The sequence below is a fragment of the Endozoicomonas sp. ALB091 genome (genome assembly GCF_049310265.1).
Taxonomy (GTDB): domain Bacteria; phylum Pseudomonadota; class Gammaproteobacteria; order Pseudomonadales; family Endozoicomonadaceae; genus Endozoicomonas.
Genome location: NZ_JBLYNQ010000006.1, coordinates 470,757 through 486,655, shown reverse-complemented (window position 1 = coordinate 486,655; position 15,899 = coordinate 470,757). Strand labels below are relative to the sequence as shown.

12 protein-coding genes are annotated in these 15,899 nt (G+C 50.2%); 2 read left to right on the top strand and 10 right to left on the bottom strand.

What is annotated here, in order from left to right:
* Positions 1-28: 28 nt before the first annotated feature.
* From ACO6UX_RS09140 to ACO6UX_RS09115, 6 genes are all read right to left on the bottom strand, one after another.
* Complete coding sequence (locus ACO6UX_RS09140; RefSeq protein WP_422446898.1) at positions 29-1,621, bottom strand: peptide chain release factor 3; 1,593 nt, start codon at positions 1,619-1,621, stop codon at positions 29-31.
* Positions 1,622-1,844: 223 nt separating this feature from the next.
* Positions 1,845-2,753 (bottom strand): hypothetical protein, encoded by a 909-nt coding sequence (locus ACO6UX_RS09135; protein ID WP_422446896.1) that lies wholly within the window; start codon positions 2,751-2,753, stop codon positions 1,845-1,847.
* Between the two features lie 243 nt (positions 2,754-2,996).
* Positions 2,997-4,154 carry an ABC transporter permease gene (locus tag ACO6UX_RS09130; RefSeq protein WP_422446894.1) on the bottom strand — a complete coding sequence of 386 codons (1,158 nt, stop codon included), beginning with the start codon at positions 4,152-4,154 and terminating at the stop codon, positions 2,997-2,999.
* Complete coding sequence (locus tag ACO6UX_RS09125; protein ID WP_422446892.1) at positions 4,148-4,849, bottom strand: ATP-binding cassette domain-containing protein; 702 nt, start codon at positions 4,847-4,849, stop codon at positions 4,148-4,150. The genes ACO6UX_RS09130 and ACO6UX_RS09125 overlap by 7 nt, the downstream gene beginning before the upstream one ends.
* Positions 4,850-4,879: 30 nt before the next feature.
* The gene (locus ACO6UX_RS09120) at positions 4,880-5,461 is read right to left on the bottom strand and encodes a ZrgA family zinc uptake protein (RefSeq protein WP_422446890.1); all 582 of its coding nucleotides are present in this window, start codon (positions 5,459-5,461) and stop codon (positions 4,880-4,882) included.
* Positions 5,458-6,009, bottom strand: coding sequence for a RimK/LysX family protein (locus ACO6UX_RS09115; RefSeq protein ID WP_422446888.1), 552 nt, complete (start codon positions 6,007-6,009; stop codon positions 5,458-5,460). Before ACO6UX_RS09115 ends, ACO6UX_RS09120 begins: the two co-directional genes overlap by 4 nt.
* A 213-nt stretch (positions 6,010-6,222) precedes the next feature.
* Between ACO6UX_RS09115 and ACO6UX_RS09110 the strand changes: the two genes are divergently transcribed.
* Both ACO6UX_RS09110 and galU read left to right on the top strand, forming a co-directional pair.
* Positions 6,223-7,590 (top strand): phosphomannomutase CpsG, encoded by a 1,368-nt coding sequence (locus tag ACO6UX_RS09110; RefSeq protein WP_422446886.1) that lies wholly within the window; start codon positions 6,223-6,225, stop codon positions 7,588-7,590.
* A 67-nt stretch (positions 7,591-7,657) separates the two neighbouring features.
* Positions 7,658-8,482 (top strand): UTP--glucose-1-phosphate uridylyltransferase GalU, encoded by an 825-nt coding sequence (gene galU, locus ACO6UX_RS09105; RefSeq protein ID WP_422446884.1) that lies wholly within the window; start codon positions 7,658-7,660, stop codon positions 8,480-8,482.
* On the opposite strand, the gene ACO6UX_RS09100 is transcribed toward galU, so the two are convergent.
* The 4 genes from ACO6UX_RS09100 to ACO6UX_RS09085 all read right to left on the bottom strand — a co-directional run bounded on the left by ACO6UX_RS09100 (position 8,479) and on the right by ACO6UX_RS09085 (position 15,897).
* Entirely contained in the window at positions 8,479-8,637 is a 159-nt protein-coding gene (locus ACO6UX_RS09100) for a phage minor head protein (protein ID WP_422446882.1), read from the bottom strand. The two genes, galU and ACO6UX_RS09100, sit on opposite strands and share 4 nt — an antisense overlap.
* Positions 8,638-8,786: 149 nt before the next feature.
* The gene (locus ACO6UX_RS09095; RefSeq protein ID WP_422446880.1) at positions 8,787-9,671 is read right to left on the bottom strand and encodes a hypothetical protein; all 885 of its coding nucleotides are present in this window, start codon (positions 9,669-9,671) and stop codon (positions 8,787-8,789) included.
* A gap of 82 nt (positions 9,672-9,753) precedes the next feature.
* A complete protein-coding gene (locus tag ACO6UX_RS09090; protein ID WP_422446878.1) occupies positions 9,754-12,858 on the bottom strand; it encodes an ankyrin repeat domain-containing protein in 3,105 nt (1,034 codons plus the stop codon).
* A gap of 228 nt (positions 12,859-13,086) precedes the next feature.
* Positions 13,087-15,897, bottom strand: a complete 2,811-nt coding sequence (locus tag ACO6UX_RS09085) for an ankyrin repeat domain-containing protein (RefSeq protein WP_422446876.1) — start codon at positions 15,895-15,897, stop codon at positions 13,087-13,089.
* Between the last annotated feature and the right edge of the window lie 2 nt (positions 15,898-15,899).

The following is a 15,899-nucleotide window of genomic DNA, read 5'->3' as shown; positions in this document are numbered from 1 at the left end:
ACTTTATATCCGGGGTTATCGGTTGCGATCAATGCTCCCGGGTCGCGCGGAAAGTCACATCCGGGTAGCGCTCTTCTGCCAGGGAAAGGTTGACCCGGGTGGGTGCCAGATAGGTCAGATGGCCACCGCCATCCATAGCCAGGTTATCAGCGCACTTGCGCTTGAACTCTTCCAGCTTTTTCTGGTCACTGCAGTCAATCCAGCGCGCGGTGTTGACGTTAACCGGCTCATAGATCGCTTCAACTTTGTATTCATCTTTCAGTCGGCGCATGACCACATCAAACTGCAGTACACCCACTGCCCCCAGGATCAGGTCATTATTGTTCACTGGCATGAATAGCTGGGTGGCACCTTCTTCTGAGAGCTGTTGCAGCCCTTTTTGCAATTGCTTGAGCTTTAATGGGTCTTTCAGGCGGACACGGCGGAACAGCTCGGGCGCAAAGTGAGGGATGCCCATAAACTTGAGCATTTCACCCTGGGTAAAGGTGTCACCAATCTGTATAGTCCCGTGGTTGTGCAGACCGATGATATCACCGGAGGTCGCTTCATCCACATGGGAACGGTCACCCGCCAGGAACGTCACGGCATCGGCAATTTTTACATCCTTGCCGATACGAACATGTTTCATTTTCATATTCCGGGTGTATTTGCCGGAACAGATTCTCAGAAAGGCAATGCGGTCACGGTGTTTGGGGTCCATATTGGCCTGGATTTTAAAGACGAACCCAGAGAAATTCTCTTCATTGGCGACCACCGTGCGTTCATTGGTTTCCCGGGGCATGGGGGAGGGAGCCCACTTGACAAAATCATCCAGCATTTCCCGAACGCCGAAGTTGGCCAGTGCGGTACCAAAGAAGACCGGTGTCATCCGACCGGCAAGGTACTCTTCCAGGTCAAACTCATGGCTGGCACCTTTCACCAGCTCAATTTCCTCCATCAACTCTTCATGGATATCACCCAGCAGGGTTCTGGCTTCTGCTGACTCAAGACCTTTGATCCGGATATCTTCCGGAACCACACTGGCCTGACCGGGTTTGAACACATGAATGGTATCGGTATAGAGGTTATAAACCCCTTTGAACTGTTTACCCATGCCGATAGGCCAGGTGATAGGTGCACACTGGATTTTCAGAATATCTTCAATTTCATCCAGCACTTCAATCTGGTCACGGACTTCACGGTCCATTTTATTGACGAAGGTAAATATCGGTGTGTCCCGCAGGCGGCAGACTTCCATCAGTTTGATGGTGCGATCTTCGACACCTTTGGCACCATCGATGACCATAAGGCAGCTGTCAACAGCGGTCAGTGTCCGGTAGGTGTCTTCGGAGAAGTCTTCGTGTCCGGGTGTATCCAGAAGGTTTACGGTACGGCCGTCATAGGGAAACTGCATCACCGAGGTGGTGATGGAGATACCACGCTCCTGTTCCATCTTCATCCAGTCAGAGGTGGCCATACGCCCGCTCTTGCGGCCTTTTACCGTACCGGCAAGCTGAATGGCACCACCGAGCAGCAGGAGTTTTTCGGTAATCGTGGTTTTACCGGCATCGGGGTGGGAGATGATAGCAAAAGTGCGTCTGGCTTCAACTTTCCGGAGAAGTGGTGACGTTGTAGGAGGCATGAGCGGGTTCCAAATTGTGTACGTATCTCTGTACACAGGTGCCTACCGCAAAGAAGGGATGTGTACAAAACAAGAAAATAATCAAAATTTGGGTGAATTATCCAAATCGGGGGGATGACTGCAAGTAGGCTGGCGGTCAGTCCGGTGATTCTGTGGTTTAAAAAACGAAGACCGGACTTTCAACTCGCTGAATTGGCAAGAGATGGTAATTAATCGTGAGGTGTCACCGGGCGGAGGGCTTGAAATCAATCATTATCCGGGCTGGCTGATGATACCAGTTGGAAAAATTGAACCATGCCGGATAATCCGTTCTGGTGGCCAGTTGATACTTCTGCTGGTTTTGAGTCCTGTGGACAACCCGTGGCAAAATGGTTCCGGCTTTCATGCCGTTGGTGACTTCACGTTGCACATTCACCGTTACCTGTTCAGTGGCTTCGCCTGAAACGTCATCAAAGTGGGTGAAGGTTACGTCAACGTCTACAGGGTAATCGACAATACCCCACCAGTTCTCCTGGTCAACGAGAAGAAAGCGGCCTTGCTTCATTTGCTGCCGGTCGAACATTTCCTGTTCTCTGGCGTTGATCATGGCGTCTTCGTTGAAGGCAAAATCTGAGTATCGTATCGCTCCACCATGTGCAACTTTATAACCCGTAATTTTCCAGGGTGAGTTTTCCGGGAGTTCAATCGATGTCAGGCCGACAGCGCCCAGATAGGGCGAGGTTGCATGGACCACTGAGTAGATGGCTGCTGCGGTAACAGCAATGACTGTCAGCACCACTGCAACCGCAATCAGCCCGTCCGACACCCGTTCACTGAAGGAAGAATCGTCGTCAATGGTATGGCCTCCCCAGAAAATCGGGCCATCCCACCAACCCAAGTGTGAATGATGATGGGTGTGTTCAATATGAATATAGTCGGGGTTACCTGAACGGGAAGGGTAGTAATAACGATTGAGCTTAAGCTGAAACAGCGCCATATGTCGGTAGTCAACAGGCAGAGAGTAGCTGCTATAGCTTTGCCCGGGAAATCCGGCATGGCTACTGGCATAATCAAGCTGTGGATAAGTGATAAAAATGGTCAGAAACAGAAGTAAGGCTACGTTGGGTAGCCTGTTGACAACTTGCGCGGGCATTCTTGCACTCCGAGTGGAAGTTTCTCCGCGAATCAATTCGGAATGAAATCTTCCAACGTGTTTTGGTAAATACTGTGATTGACTCCATTGGATCCGGGGTGTATGAAAAAGTTCCCTTCATTGCCTTCCCAGCTTAGCGTTATTAACCGGGTTATGAGCTTGATTTGTTGTATTGCCCGGTGATTTTACGTATTCAGGCCGGGTTAATAATTAAGGATCAAAAAAATACTTTTTTAAATTACCTTAATTTATTAACCATTTTATCAGGAAAAAATTGGCGGTATGGGCTGACAGCATTTCACTGGCAATGAAACCCAGAACAAGAGCACCGGAGATAATTAACAGAGGCTCAAGCAGGGCCATAACACTGATGCAGGTCTGGCTCATTCCCAGCGTCTGATAAAGCTGTATTTCCTGCCTTCGTTCCTGAAGGTTGCGGGTCAATGCATAAAAAAGGGTCAGCAGGCACAGCCCGAGCGTGACAAACGATATGAATATCAGGCTGACCGTTGCCCTGTTCAGATAGTTATAAAGTAGCTCCAGTTCTCTGGCTGGTATCGCGGCGGTTATCGCCAGGCCTTGTTCTGTGGCCGATTGAGTCAGGCTTTTTTCCAGCGCCAGAAGGGCCATACGGTCCTGCAGTTTGATATCGATAAAAGAGATATCATCAGGGCTTGACCAGCTCGGCGTATTGCCTTTTACGTAGGATTTTCTTGCGGTTATCAAACCTTCAATCGGGATGTAAATACTGTCATCCTGATGGGTATTCTGCCGTGGCAAAACACCGGCGATGGTAAATAGCTCGTTGTATTCTTGTTCTGGCCCTGGTTCGCTGCCATCGGCAATGGTGATCTGATCGTTGATTTGGTAACCAAGCGTATTGGCGATGTTTATCCCGATATAAGCGACCATCGGGTGAGTTGCTGGCGGTAATGTTTCTGGGCTGATCGGCCGTTGATGTTTTCTCTGCGGGTGTTTTGCAGGGTTGGCTGAATGTCGAGTCAATCGCGCTATCCCTTCAGCGCTGGTACCAATAACGGTGATTCCCCGGTGAGTTTCGCCATAGGCATAAGGAATGGCGTATTCAATCTCCGGGTGGCTTATCAGCTTATTCAGCAGGCTCAGGCGCATTTGTGGTGGTGGTGAGCCCACATGGAATAGCGAGAACAGAACCAGGGGCATGGCCGGTGTTTCTTTACTGATGATCAGGTCGCTTTCCAGTGAATAGCGATCAATACTTTCAATCATTTGTTGCTTGATACCTTGAAACAGAAACACAAGGTAAAAACCAAAGGCCAGAACCAGCAGCATGGTCAGCGTGTTCTTTTTCCGATAGTTCATGCTCTTCATGGCGTGCTGAAAGGTCAGTAGTGCAGTACTGAGCCAGTGGATGTTTACCATAGCCTGGCCACCAGTTGTGAATGGTTGATGTCTGACATATCAATACAGCGGTCAAATCCCGGGTAAGGGGTATGGTCAACACAGATCAATGTCTGTGCATGTTCTCTGGTGCTTTTCAGCAGCATGTCATACAGGGTTGTTCGCGCCTGCGGGTCCAGTGCTGATGCGGCTTCATCGGCCAGAATCAGCGGGGGGGAGCCGATCAGTGCCCGGGCAATAGCCACCCGTTGTTGCTGACCAATGCTCAGCATGCCGGTGCTTTGGCGCAAGAGCTCGGGGTTCTCCATGTTGAGTGCGGCCATCAGCTGGTAGGCCTCATAATTCGCCGTGGTTTTCCGGTCTGCCAGCCGCTGCAGGCGCCACCTGGATAAACGACAGGGTAGTAAAATATTTTCCAGTGGATTCAGATAGGGAACCAATGTTGGCTGTTGGAAAATGTAGCCTACCTGTCCGGCACGGAAGGTTTCCCGTTCGGATCTGGACAGGCTGTCAATTTGCTGACCAAGTATGTCAATTCGGCCACTGTCGGGCAGGAGTAATCCTGTTAGCAGTTGCAGTAGCGTGGTCTTGCCAGAGCCGTTTAACCCGGTAATCTGCAGGCGTTCGCCGTTCTCTACCGTAAACAGTGGTATCGACAGGCAGTTTTGCTTTCCTCTGCTTAATTCAAGCTTTTCTACGGTAACTGCCTGACTCATACATGGCCCTCTTGCAACGCACAGCTTTTTTTAATCGTTAAAAAAGTCCGGAAGGAAATGATTCTTTGCTGGTTGCAACTGCACCTCCTGCTGTTTCTGACTCAGCCGCTGTTTACTTTGCCAGTTGTCACTGACCAGCCAGACGCTGGTGTGCTTTAAGTCAGGTATTGCTGCAAAAGCCAGGAATGTGAAATGAGATAGGTTTTCCGGGTGCTGACATTCGTATTCGAGATAGCCGTTGATTTCACTGAGCTGTGCTGCCAGCGATTCCGCCTTGAGATCAGGGCTGTCTAACGGTTCAACAAGAAACTGCTTTTGCGTTTGCCGACACTGTGCATCGTCCGGGAGGTTAACCAGGGGGTTGAATTCTTGCAGAGACCGGGCCAGAGCACCGGGCGGTAGTGTTGTGATCGTGTTCGCCGCCTCCGGGGAGATGGATAGGAACAGGTTAAGGGTATCCTGTTGCAGGTTAACATCCAGCAGCATGGATGCCGGTTCATAAGCCCGATGGATATTTTGCCCAATGGAGCGGTCTTTCCCATGGCTTGACGTTATCGCGACGGTCAGGCCCAGTATAAGGCAGGCAGTCACTGCTTTGTGGTGAATGTTCATGGGCAGCGTTCCTGAAGGTATCGCTTTCCAGCATCAATCAGTCCGGTATCTTTGAGAAAGTTGCGACCAATCAATAACTGTTGAGGAAAATTGCTGCGACTGATTAAAGACATTTCTACAATCCGCGTAAGCCGACCCACTTTTACGGTGTTTCGGACAACCGCTCGCTCACTGGGCGCACCTTTATGGGTGATTATTCTGGCTACCCGGCTGACCGGTTGATGCATGGGGGTTTTCTGGCGGCTTTCCCGGTGAACGAAATCGTAGTAAACCCAGCGATAGCCATTTCTCTTAATATGCATGCGGATATTACGGGCATCCAGGGCCGTGGTTGTCGCACCACTGTCAACCAGTGATGCGACCTTATGTTGATTTATATTGACCAGTGTGGCGTTTTCCAGATAGCCAAACAGCGGACGCCCGTTAGCGGTACAGGGTTGGCTGGCTACCGGGGTCGACAGCGACAAACCTGAAAAGAAGACCACGGTAATGAACCATAACAGCCGTCCTGATGGCTGCGTGGATGGGGATTTGATGGTCCTGTGCATAGCTCTGATAACCGCTTCACTCTGTTCAGCATTTATCTGAAAGCTATCGGCTATTCAGGTGACGGTTTGATAGGTGGCTTTCTCCCCAAAGGCTTTGCGATTGATGTATTGCCTTGTCGTTTAACATGCCGGTATTTTTTATCCGACACAGTTTGTCTATTTGAGGGAATTCGTAGTTAAATACAGACTTTTAATTTCCGTTGCGACCGAGAAATGACCAAGCTTCCCTGCTTCAAGGCATACGATATCCGTGGCCGCCTGCCGGATGAACTTAATGAAGATATTGCTTACCGCATAGGGCGGGCCTATGGCGAGCACCTTAAACCGAAGGATGTCGTTGTTGGTGGCGATAGCCGCCTGACCAGTGAAGCCCTGAAACACTCATTGTCTGAAGGCCTGCGTGATGCCGGGGTCAATGTGCTGGATATTGGCCTGTCCGGTACCGAAGAGATCTATTTTGCCACATTCCACCTGGGGGTTGATGGCGGTGTTCAGGTGACGGCCAGTCACAACCCCATTGACTACAACGGTATGAAACTGGTGCAGGCCGGTGCGCAACCCATCAGTGGCGATAACGGCTTGCGGGAGATTCAGCAGCTGGCAGAGGAGAGCCGGTTTGGGGAGCCTGCGGCACAACGGGGCGGCTACAAGAAGATCTCTGTTCTGGATGATTATATCAGCCACGTTCTGGGGTATATCCAGGCTGACAGTCTCAAGCCGATGAAGCTGGTGGTCAATGCCGGTAACGGTGCAGCAGGGCATGTGGTGGATGCTATCGAGGAGCGATTCCGGGTGGCCGGTGTGCCGGTAGAGTTTATCAAAGTCCTGCACGAGCCGGATGGTCACTTCCCCCTGGGTATTCCTAATCCATTATTGCCTGAGTGTCGTCAGACAACGGTAGACGCCGTTCTGGAACATCAGGCCGATATGGGCATTGCCTGGGATGGCGACTTTGATCGTTGCTTCCTGTTTGATGAGCAGGGGCAGTTTATCGAGGGATATTATATTGTCGGGTTATTGGGGGAGGCTTTCCTGGCCCACAACCCCGCGGCAAAAATCATCCATGACCCCAGGCTGACCTGGAACACCATCGATCAGGTAAAAGCGGCGGGTGGTGAACCGGTGCTGTGTAAAACCGGTCACGCCTTTATCAAGCAGCGGATGCGCCGGGAAGATGCGGTTTATGGTGGCGAGATGAGTGCCCATCATTATTTCCGCGACTTTGCCTATTGTGACTCCGGCATGATTCCCTGGCTGCTGGTCGCTGAGTTGATTTCCAGAAAGGGTCACCCCTTGTCAGCGCTGGTCAGTGAGCGGATTGCTATGTTCCCGTCGTCCGGTGAAATTAACAGCCAATTGACCGATCCCCAGGCCGCTATAAAGCGTGTGCTGGCACACTATCAGCAAGATGCGCTGGAAATTGATAACACCGATGGCATCTCCCTGAATATGGGTCAATGGCGCTTTAACCTGCGACTGTCCAATACCGAGCCAGTGATTCGTCTGAATGTAGAAAGTCGTGGCGATGATGTGTTGATGCAGAAAAAAACTGCCGAGCTGCTGAAGCTGATTCGTGACTGATATTTTCAAGAGATTGCTCATTAAGGAGCAGTCTCTTCATTTGAGTTGGATAAATAAGGAGCCTTAAATGATCAAGAAATGCCTTTTTCCGGCAGCAGGCTATGGTACCCGGTTCCTGCCAGCCACCAAGTCCATGCCCAAAGAGATGATGCCCATCGTCAGCAAACCGCTGATTGAGTATGGTGTTGAAGAGGCACTGCAGGCCGGTATGTCGGATATCTGCATTGTCACCGGCCGGGGCAAACGCTCGCTGGAAGATCACTTTGATGTGAACTACGAACTGGAACATCAGATTTCCGGTACGGACAAGGAAAGCCTGCTGTCCGATATTCGCAGTGTGATTGATCAGTGTACCTTCTCCTACACCCGCCAGCGTGAGATGAAGGGACTTGGCCATGCGGTATTAACCGGGCAGACGCTGATTGGTGACCAGCCATTCGGCATGGTGCTGGCGGATGATCTCTGCATCAATCTCGGAGGGCCCGGCGTTCTCGCCCAGATGGCGCAACTCTATAAGCAGTTCCGTTGCAGTATCGTTGCAGTGCAGGAAGTACCCGAAGATGAAGTGCATAAATATGGGGTGATCGCTGGCCAGCACATTTCAGAAGATCTGCTACGGGTTGAGAATATGGTGGAAAAGCCCGCCAGAGAAGATGCGCCCAGTAATCTTGCTATCATTGGCCGCTATATTCTGACACCGGACATCTTTGACCTGATTCATGATACCCAGCCGGGTAAAGGTGGTGAAATTCAGATTACCGATGCTTTGATGGCTCAGGCGCAGCGAGGCTGTGTCATGGCTTATAAGTTCAAGGGTGAGCGTTTTGACTGTGGCAGTATTGAGGGCTTTATTGAGGCTACCAACTACTGTTACGACCATTTGTACCGTTAAAAAAAGGTCTGCTCCATCTCCTCTTTGGTCAGCTGAATCACACCACACCGGCAATTCCAGCCATTGGGTGGATAGTGTGTCTGCCAGAATGGGTCGTCTACCGGGCGGGCGGTGCTGCTGATGCTCTGCCCGGGGGTGCTCTTCCACGGCGTCATACATCAAATAGCGGGCAGTTTTGCTGTTGGCCTTGATGCACTGCCACTGGCCGACGGCATAGGTGCTCTGCAGGTGGGGTCTGAATGTCTTTTCTAATTTTTCGCTGCCCAGCTGCATATTCTTTAACTGGTATGGAAGAGTGGCAGTGTTATGACAACTTTGCCAGCTGGCTCTCAAGGTTTTTGATGTGTTTGTATGTTTGCCAGTTTTCAGTGATGCTATAGTGACAATGATAATTTTTGCAGATCGACACACATCCGGCTTTTAATAGACCATAATGGCAAGGTTTAATAAACTCAGGTTTAAAATCCATATACTGATCCAGTCCATGATTCAGCACACCCTGAACTAAATCGATTTCTGTGCTGGTCCAGCCATCACGGAGGGGTAAGCACTCATTTATGAAAAAATCTGCAAATTCATCATCCATCCAGTCTTGTGAATATTTTAAGCCCCAAACATCATCATACATAGTCATTGCACAGTGGAATCTCGCCAGGACCTGGTACTCTTCGGGAGCAAACAGGGTTTTACCTGACCAGTCTTTGTTAAGGAATTCTGTTAGCTCTGGAGGAAACTTTGAAAATATGAAATCAGCCAGCCACTCTTCCGTAAGCCCCTTGGAAGGCAAATCCTGACTGCTGATTGCCAGATCTTTCGGATCTATCTCAGCCAACTCCTCACATAATTGCGAAGCTAACCTTTCTTTAAGTCTTTCGAGTCTTACCTCCAAATCAAAACGGGAATTTCCATCAAAATCACGATAAGGGTAAACGAGCACTATATCATTTTCCTGAAACCTGGCCGGTGATTTGACAGACTCTGTTTTTGCACCACCAGACTTTAGAGCAGTAATTTGGTGTTCATCCAGCGAGTGCCCGGGACGCTCGCCGGAATCAGGAAGTCGGCTTGAACAAGGGGCTGATATTTGAACACTGGCATTGAATGAAGCTGCGAAAACAACCTCACTGACGTCTGGATTAGACGGTGGTAAAGGCAGTGAATGTGCATTGGAGCTTGCTAACGGGGGCATAGTCATTTGTATCCTTAATTAGATTTGGGGACACCACTTTCAGGCTGGCAGGATCGATGAATACTGTCGTCCATTGGTTATTTTAATCGTTGAAATCCAGTGGGTTTGACTCCCACCCGGTTCCTGATGCGCTTTCCTCTGACACCGCCAGGAATCCAGCATCAGTACTATCACGGTTATCAGTTAATGAACCAGTAACTGTTAAAAGTGGAATCAGCAGTCTTTCGCACTCTGCATGGCCATTTTGGCGAGCGACGTCCAGGGGCGTCAAGCCATCGCTATTTTTTATACTGATATCAATGCCGGGAGCTGTAAGTAACGCTTTGATGCACCCTGCCCGGCCAAATTGGGCAGCGCAGTGCTGGGGCGTGAAACCCTCGGTTGTTTTCAGATTGACGTTAATGCCCCTGGCGTTCAATAACAGCACGACGCACTCTACGTTGTCGCCTATGGCGGCCCAGTGCAGAGGCGTAAGGCCCCCGGGTAGTGTCATATTGACGTCAATGCCTTTGGCATTCAATAACACCATGACGCAGTCTGTATAGCCATAATGGACAGCGCAGCACAGGGGCGTCCAGCCTTCGTTAGTCGTCACATTGACGTCAATCCGGTCGTCGGTCAATAACGCCAGAATGCACTCTGCCTGACCTTTCGTGGCAGCCCAGTGCAGGGGCGTAAAGTCTGAAGACGATTTCGCATTGACGTCAATGCTGCCGGAGGACAGTAATACCCTGATGCACTCTGTGAGGTCTTCTGCGACAGCACGGTACAGGGGCGTAAAGCCATCGTTAGTCTCCACATTGACGTCAATGCCGTCGGTGGACAGTAATGCCCTGATGCACTCTGTGTGGCCTTCTGCGACAGCAAAGTACAGGGGCGTAAAGCCATCTTCATTCTGCACATTGACGTCAATGCCATCGGCGGTCAATAACGCCCTGACACACACTACATGGCCTTCTGAGGCAGCACAGTGCAGGGGCGTCGAGCCATCTTCATCCTGTACATTGACGTCAATGCCATCGGCGGTTAATAACGCCCTGACACACGCTACGTGGCCTTCTGAGGCAGCACAGTGCAGGGGCGTCGAGCCATCTTCATCCTGTACATTGACGTCAATGCCATCGGCGGTCAATAACGCCCTGACACACACTACGTGGCCTTCTAAGGCAGCACAGTGCAGGGGCGTCGAGCCATCGTTACTCTTCACATTGACGTCAATGCCATCGATGGTCAGTAACGCCCTGACGAACGCTACATGCCCGTTTTCGGCAGCGATGTGCAGGGGCGTCGAGCCATGGATATTTTTCTGGTGAACCTGAGGGTTGCCCGGTTTCAACAGGTATTCCAATCCAGGCAAATTACCGGAACTTGCAAAGCACGCCAGGGGGGTGTCCAGATCATTGTTCACGATACTGGTCAATTGATCACAATGACCGGTTAACAGAAGATTGGACAGGGTTTCGACCTGCCTCAGAATAAGAGCCTGTTTGAACAGTCGCTGGCAATCATGGGGTGTCAGTAACTTTTTCATATCCTCGTGGGAAAAATCAGAGACCTGCCAGCTGGCCAGGCATGATGTGATTGACAATACATCTATTCCCTTTTGTTGAAGTTTCAATAAGACCGGCTTCAGCAGCGGTGTATCGATCAGCCAGTCCAGTACGCGCGGAGCAATGCCTGGAGTAATGCCTGGTGGAATGAACGTTGTAATAGGGGCAAAATGATCAACTACACATTGGTATAACGTTTCTTTAAAAGTGTTATCGTGTTTAATCAGCTTGTCACTGAGTTGGTTGGCAAGTGCCCTGGTCACCATTGCTGGTATTTTACCAAGCTGTTCGATGGTGGTGTGTTGCAGGAAAAACGAGGCAATATGCCGGGCCTTATCGGTTTGCTCCATTGCCTGGGTGAGCAGGGCATAAATGGTGGTTTCAGGCCAGGTTGAGAAGTCAATGGAGATTAAATGAGGCAATGTCAGCGAGGTGTGATTATTCGCATTAAAAGTACACGCCAGCCCCGTCGGCAAGTACTGGTCATGATTAAATACCCAGAAGAAAAGCTGGTTGATGGTGCCGATATGCCAGGCCGAATCGACACCTGCAGGAATAGTGGCGAACACCTGGGCCGATGATTCACAGAAATGGCTGGCCACCCAGGCCAGTAACTTTTCCCGATACCGCCCAAGGTAATAGTTGCCATCGCCAGTTTCTTCGATGACGGCCCTGAGATCAAGGGACTGTTCTCCGCTTGTTTGCAGTAGATGATTGACCGGTTTAAAGAGTGCGCTTTCAAGCGTCCCCGTTCTCTCTGAAGTCAGTTCAAAGGGGGCAATAACGTCGGTTTCCCATGTCTGTACGCCCAGTTTTTGCAGGGTTGCACTGAGCTGGTCAGACCACCCGGACGAGAGTTTACGCAGGATGGTACAGGCATTGACTGACAGTGGTGCAGCCGCAAGAAATCGCCGGGTAAGGTCATCACCCAGATGGGTCGGTGCCAGTGGGTCAACGAAATAGGGAAGCCCCAGAGGCTCACAGAAAAGATTGTGTAAGCTGTGCTTCCAGTGAACCTCCACGCCTGATGGTATATCAACCAACCTCTCCCGTTGCAGCTCAAGCAGGAAAGACTGGACAAATTGATCAAACAGCTCACTCCTGACATTGAAGAGCTTCCCGCCCAGCCCTCCCCGGGAGGCTTCCAAATTAAGAAAACTCTGGGTAAAGCGGCCGTGAATACCGGGAGCGCACTCCTGAATGTCGCTCAGGCAGTCATGAAGTATCCCTGCGATGTAATTTTGGTTGTCAACATTTGGATCGTGTTGTTGATCCCTGAGTTGCATGACTAACTGTCGAATCTGGAAGCGTGTCTCACGATACAGGGCGAGCAGGCTGTTTTTAAGATGTTCAGGCGGTGATTCCAGTGTCTCATGAAAAATATCTATTGATGTATCGTATTGATCATTAACGTAGGGGTGTACCAGTTGTTTCATCTCCTCAATATCATTCAGGAAACGGGTTTTTATCTCAGGAAAGGCGGCATGGGTTTCCAGTTCCTCGTAACAATGAACCCCGGGCAATTCAATATATTCCGGCTGATCGGCAACCGTTGGTATTGGTGGCTTTTCAGAAGCAGTATCTGGTTGCCAGGGTTGGAAAAGTATTGAGTTGATTTCTGTATTTAATGAAAGCATGAATTTGTCCAATGTCATATTTGTTTTGGACATATTCGATTGCAAAATAGTGGAAAAGTTGCATGTTAATGGCTTGCATTGACCTGATTTCAGCGAAGGCATTCGAGCCTGCCAGGGGATTGAGGTTGGCACCCCATCCATTGAGCGATGCTGAACCATGGTCAAATTGATAGCCCGAAAAATGATACATTTTTGCAATACTTCAAGATTGAAATAAAAGCACCGTTATCAATTACCTGAGCTGAGTCCTGGATCTGGAAAAGGGTTAATCAGCAGTCTTTCGCACTCTGCATGGCCATTTTTGCGAGCGGTGTCCAGAGGCGTTAAGCCATCGCTACTTTTTAAACTGATGTCAATGTCGGGAGCTGTAAGTAACGCTTTGATGGACCCTGCCTGGCCAAATTGGGCAGCGCTGTGCAGGGGCGTGATACCCTTGAGTGTTTTCACATTGACGTCAATGCGGTCGTCGGTCAATAACGCCAGAATGCACTCTGCCTGACCTTTCATGGCAGCCCAGTGCAGGGGCGTAAAGCCTGAAGACGGTTTCGCATTCACATCAATGCTGCCGGAGGACAGTAATACCCTGATGCACTCTGTGTGGCCTTCTCCGACAGCACAGTACAGGGGCGTAGAGCCATCTTCATTCTGCACATTGACGTCAATGCCATCGGCGGACAGTAATGCCTTGATGCACTCTGTGTGGCCTTCTCCGGCAGCACAGTACAGGGGCGTAGAGCCATCTTCATTCTGCACATTGACGTCAATGCCATCGGCGGTCAATAACGCCCTGACACACACTACATGGCCTTCTGAGGCAGCACAGTGCAGGGGCGTCGAGCCATCTTCATCCTGTACATTGACGTCAATGCCATCGGCGGTTAATAACGCCCTGACACACGCTACGTGGCCTTCTGAGGCAGCACAGTGCAGGGGCGTCGAGCCATCTTCATCCTGTACATTGACGTCAATGCCATCGGCGGTCAATAACGCCCTGACACACACTACGTGGCCTTCTAAGGCAGCACAGTGCAGGGGCGTCGAGCCATCGTTACTCTTCACATTGACGTCAATGCCATCGATGGTCAGTAACGCCCTGACGAACGCTACATGCCCGTTTTCGGCAGCGATGTGCAGGGGCGTCGAGCCATGGATATTTTTCTGGTGAACCTGAGGGTTGCCCGGTTTCAACAGGTATTCCAATCCAGGCAAATTACCGGAACTTGCAAAGCACGCCAGGGGGGTGTCCAGATCATTGTTCACGATACTGGTCAATTGATCACAATGACCGGTTAACAGAAGATTGGACAGGGTTTCGACCTGCCTCAGAATAAGAGCCTGTTTGAACAGTCGCTGGCAATCATGGGGTGTCAGTAACTTTTTCATATCCTCGTGGGAAAAATCAGAGACCTGCCAGCTGGCCAGGCATGATGTGATTGACAATACATCTATTCCCTTTTGTTGAAGTTTCAATAAGACCGGCTTCAGCAGCGGTGTATCGATCAGCCAGTCCAGTACGCGCGGAGCAATGCATGGAGTAATGCCTGGTGGAATGAACGTTGTAATAGGGGCAAAATGATCAACTACACATTGGTATAACGTTTCTTTAAAAGTGTTATCGTGCTTAATCAGCTTGTCACTGAGTTGGTTGGCAAGTGCCCTGGTCACCATCGCTGGTATTTTACCAAGTTGTTCGATGGTGGTGTGTTGCAGGAAAAACGAGGCAATATGACAGGCCTTATCGGTTTGCTCCATTGCCTGGGTGAGCAGGGCATAAATGGTGGTTTCAGGCCAGGTTGAGAAGTCAATGGAGATTAAATGAGGCAATGTCAGCGAGGTGTGATTATTCGCATTAAAAGTACACGCCAGCCCCGTCGGCAAGTACTGGTCATGATTAAATACCCAGAAGAAAAGCTGGTTGATGGTGCCGATATGCCAGGCCGAATCGACACCTGCAGGAATAGTGGCGAACACCTGGGCCGATGATTCACAGAAATGGCTGGCCACCCAGGCCAGTAACTTTTCCCGATACCGCCCAAGGTAATAGTTGCCATCGCCAGTTTCTTCGATGACGGCCCTGAGATCAAGGGACTGTTCTCCGCTTGTTTGCAGTAGATGATTGACCGGTTTAAAGAGTGCGCTTTCAAGCGTCCCCGTTCTCTCTGAAGTCAGTTCAAAGGGGGCAATAACGTCGGTTTCCCATGTCTGTACGCCCAGTTTTTGCAGGGTTGCACTGAGCTGGTCAGACCACCCGGACGAGAGTTTACGCAGGATGGTACAGGCATTGACTGACAGTGGTGCAGCCGCAAGAAATCGCCGGGTAAGGTCATCACCCAGATGGGTCGGTGCCAGTGGGTCAACGAAATAGGGAAGCCCCAGAGGCTCACAGAAAAGATTGTGTAAGCTGTGCTTCCAGTGAACCTCCACGCCTGATGGTATATCAACCAACCTCTCCCGTTGCAGCTCAAGCAGGAAAGACTGGACAAATTGATCAAACAGCTCACTCCTGACATTGAAGAGCTTCCCGCCCAGCCCTCCCCGGGAGGCTTCCAAATTAAGAAAACTCTGGGTAAAGCGGCCGTGAATACCGGGAGCGCACTCCTGAATGTCGCTCAGGCAGTCATGAAGTATCCCTGCGATGTAATTCTGGTTGTCAACATTTGCATCGTGTTGTTGATCCCTGAGTTGCATGACTAACTGTCGAATCTGGAAGCGTGTCTCACGATACAGGGCGAGCAGGCTGTTTTTAAGATATTGAGGCGGTGATTCCAGTTTCTCGTGAAAAATATCTATTGATGAATCGTATTGATGATTAACGTAGGGCTGTACCAGTTGTTTCATCTCCTTAATATCATTCAGGAAACGGGTTTTTATCTCAGGAAAGGCGGCATGGTTTTCCAGTTCCTCGTAACAGTGAACCCCGGGCAATTCAATATATTCTGGCTGCTGGGCAACCGTTGGTATTGGTGGCTTTTCAGAAGCGGTATCTGGTTGCCAGGGTTGGAAAAGTACTGAGTTAACTTCTGTATTTAACGAAAGCATGA

Coding starts and splice junctions, on each gene's coding strand:
- ACO6UX_RS09125 (WP_422446892.1), bottom strand. CDS start 4,849: ATGAGTCAGGCAGTTACCGTAGAAAAGCTTGAATTAAGCAGAGGAAAG.
- ACO6UX_RS09140 (WP_422446898.1), bottom strand. CDS start 1,621: ATGCCTCCTACAACGTCACCACTTCTCCGGAAAGTTGAAGCCAGACGC.
- ACO6UX_RS09095 (WP_422446880.1), bottom strand. CDS start 9,671: ATGCCCCCGTTAGCAAGCTCCAATGCACATTCACTGCCTTTACCACCG.
- ACO6UX_RS09115 (WP_422446888.1), bottom strand. CDS start 6,009: ATGCACAGGACCATCAAATCCCCATCCACGCAGCCATCAGGACGGCTG.
- ACO6UX_RS09100 (WP_422446882.1), bottom strand. CDS start 8,637: ATGACGCCGTGGAAGAGCACCCCCGGGCAGAGCATCAGCAGCACCGCC.
- ACO6UX_RS09090 (WP_422446878.1), bottom strand. CDS start 12,858: ATGCTTTCATTAAATACAGAAATCAACTCAATACTTTTCCAACCCTGG.
- ACO6UX_RS09110 (WP_422446886.1), top strand. CDS start 6,223: ATGACCAAGCTTCCCTGCTTCAAGGCATACGATATCCGTGGCCGCCTG.
- ACO6UX_RS09130 (WP_422446894.1), bottom strand. CDS start 4,154: ATGGTAAACATCCACTGGCTCAGTACTGCACTACTGACCTTTCAGCAC.
- galU (WP_422446884.1), top strand. CDS start 7,658: ATGATCAAGAAATGCCTTTTTCCGGCAGCAGGCTATGGTACCCGGTTC.
- ACO6UX_RS09120 (WP_422446890.1), bottom strand. CDS start 5,461: ATGAACATTCACCACAAAGCAGTGACTGCCTGCCTTATACTGGGCCTG.
- ACO6UX_RS09135 (WP_422446896.1), bottom strand. CDS start 2,753: ATGCCCGCGCAAGTTGTCAACAGGCTACCCAACGTAGCCTTACTTCTG.
- ACO6UX_RS09085 (WP_422446876.1), bottom strand. CDS start 15,897: ATGCTTTCGTTAAATACAGAAGTTAACTCAGTACTTTTCCAACCCTGG.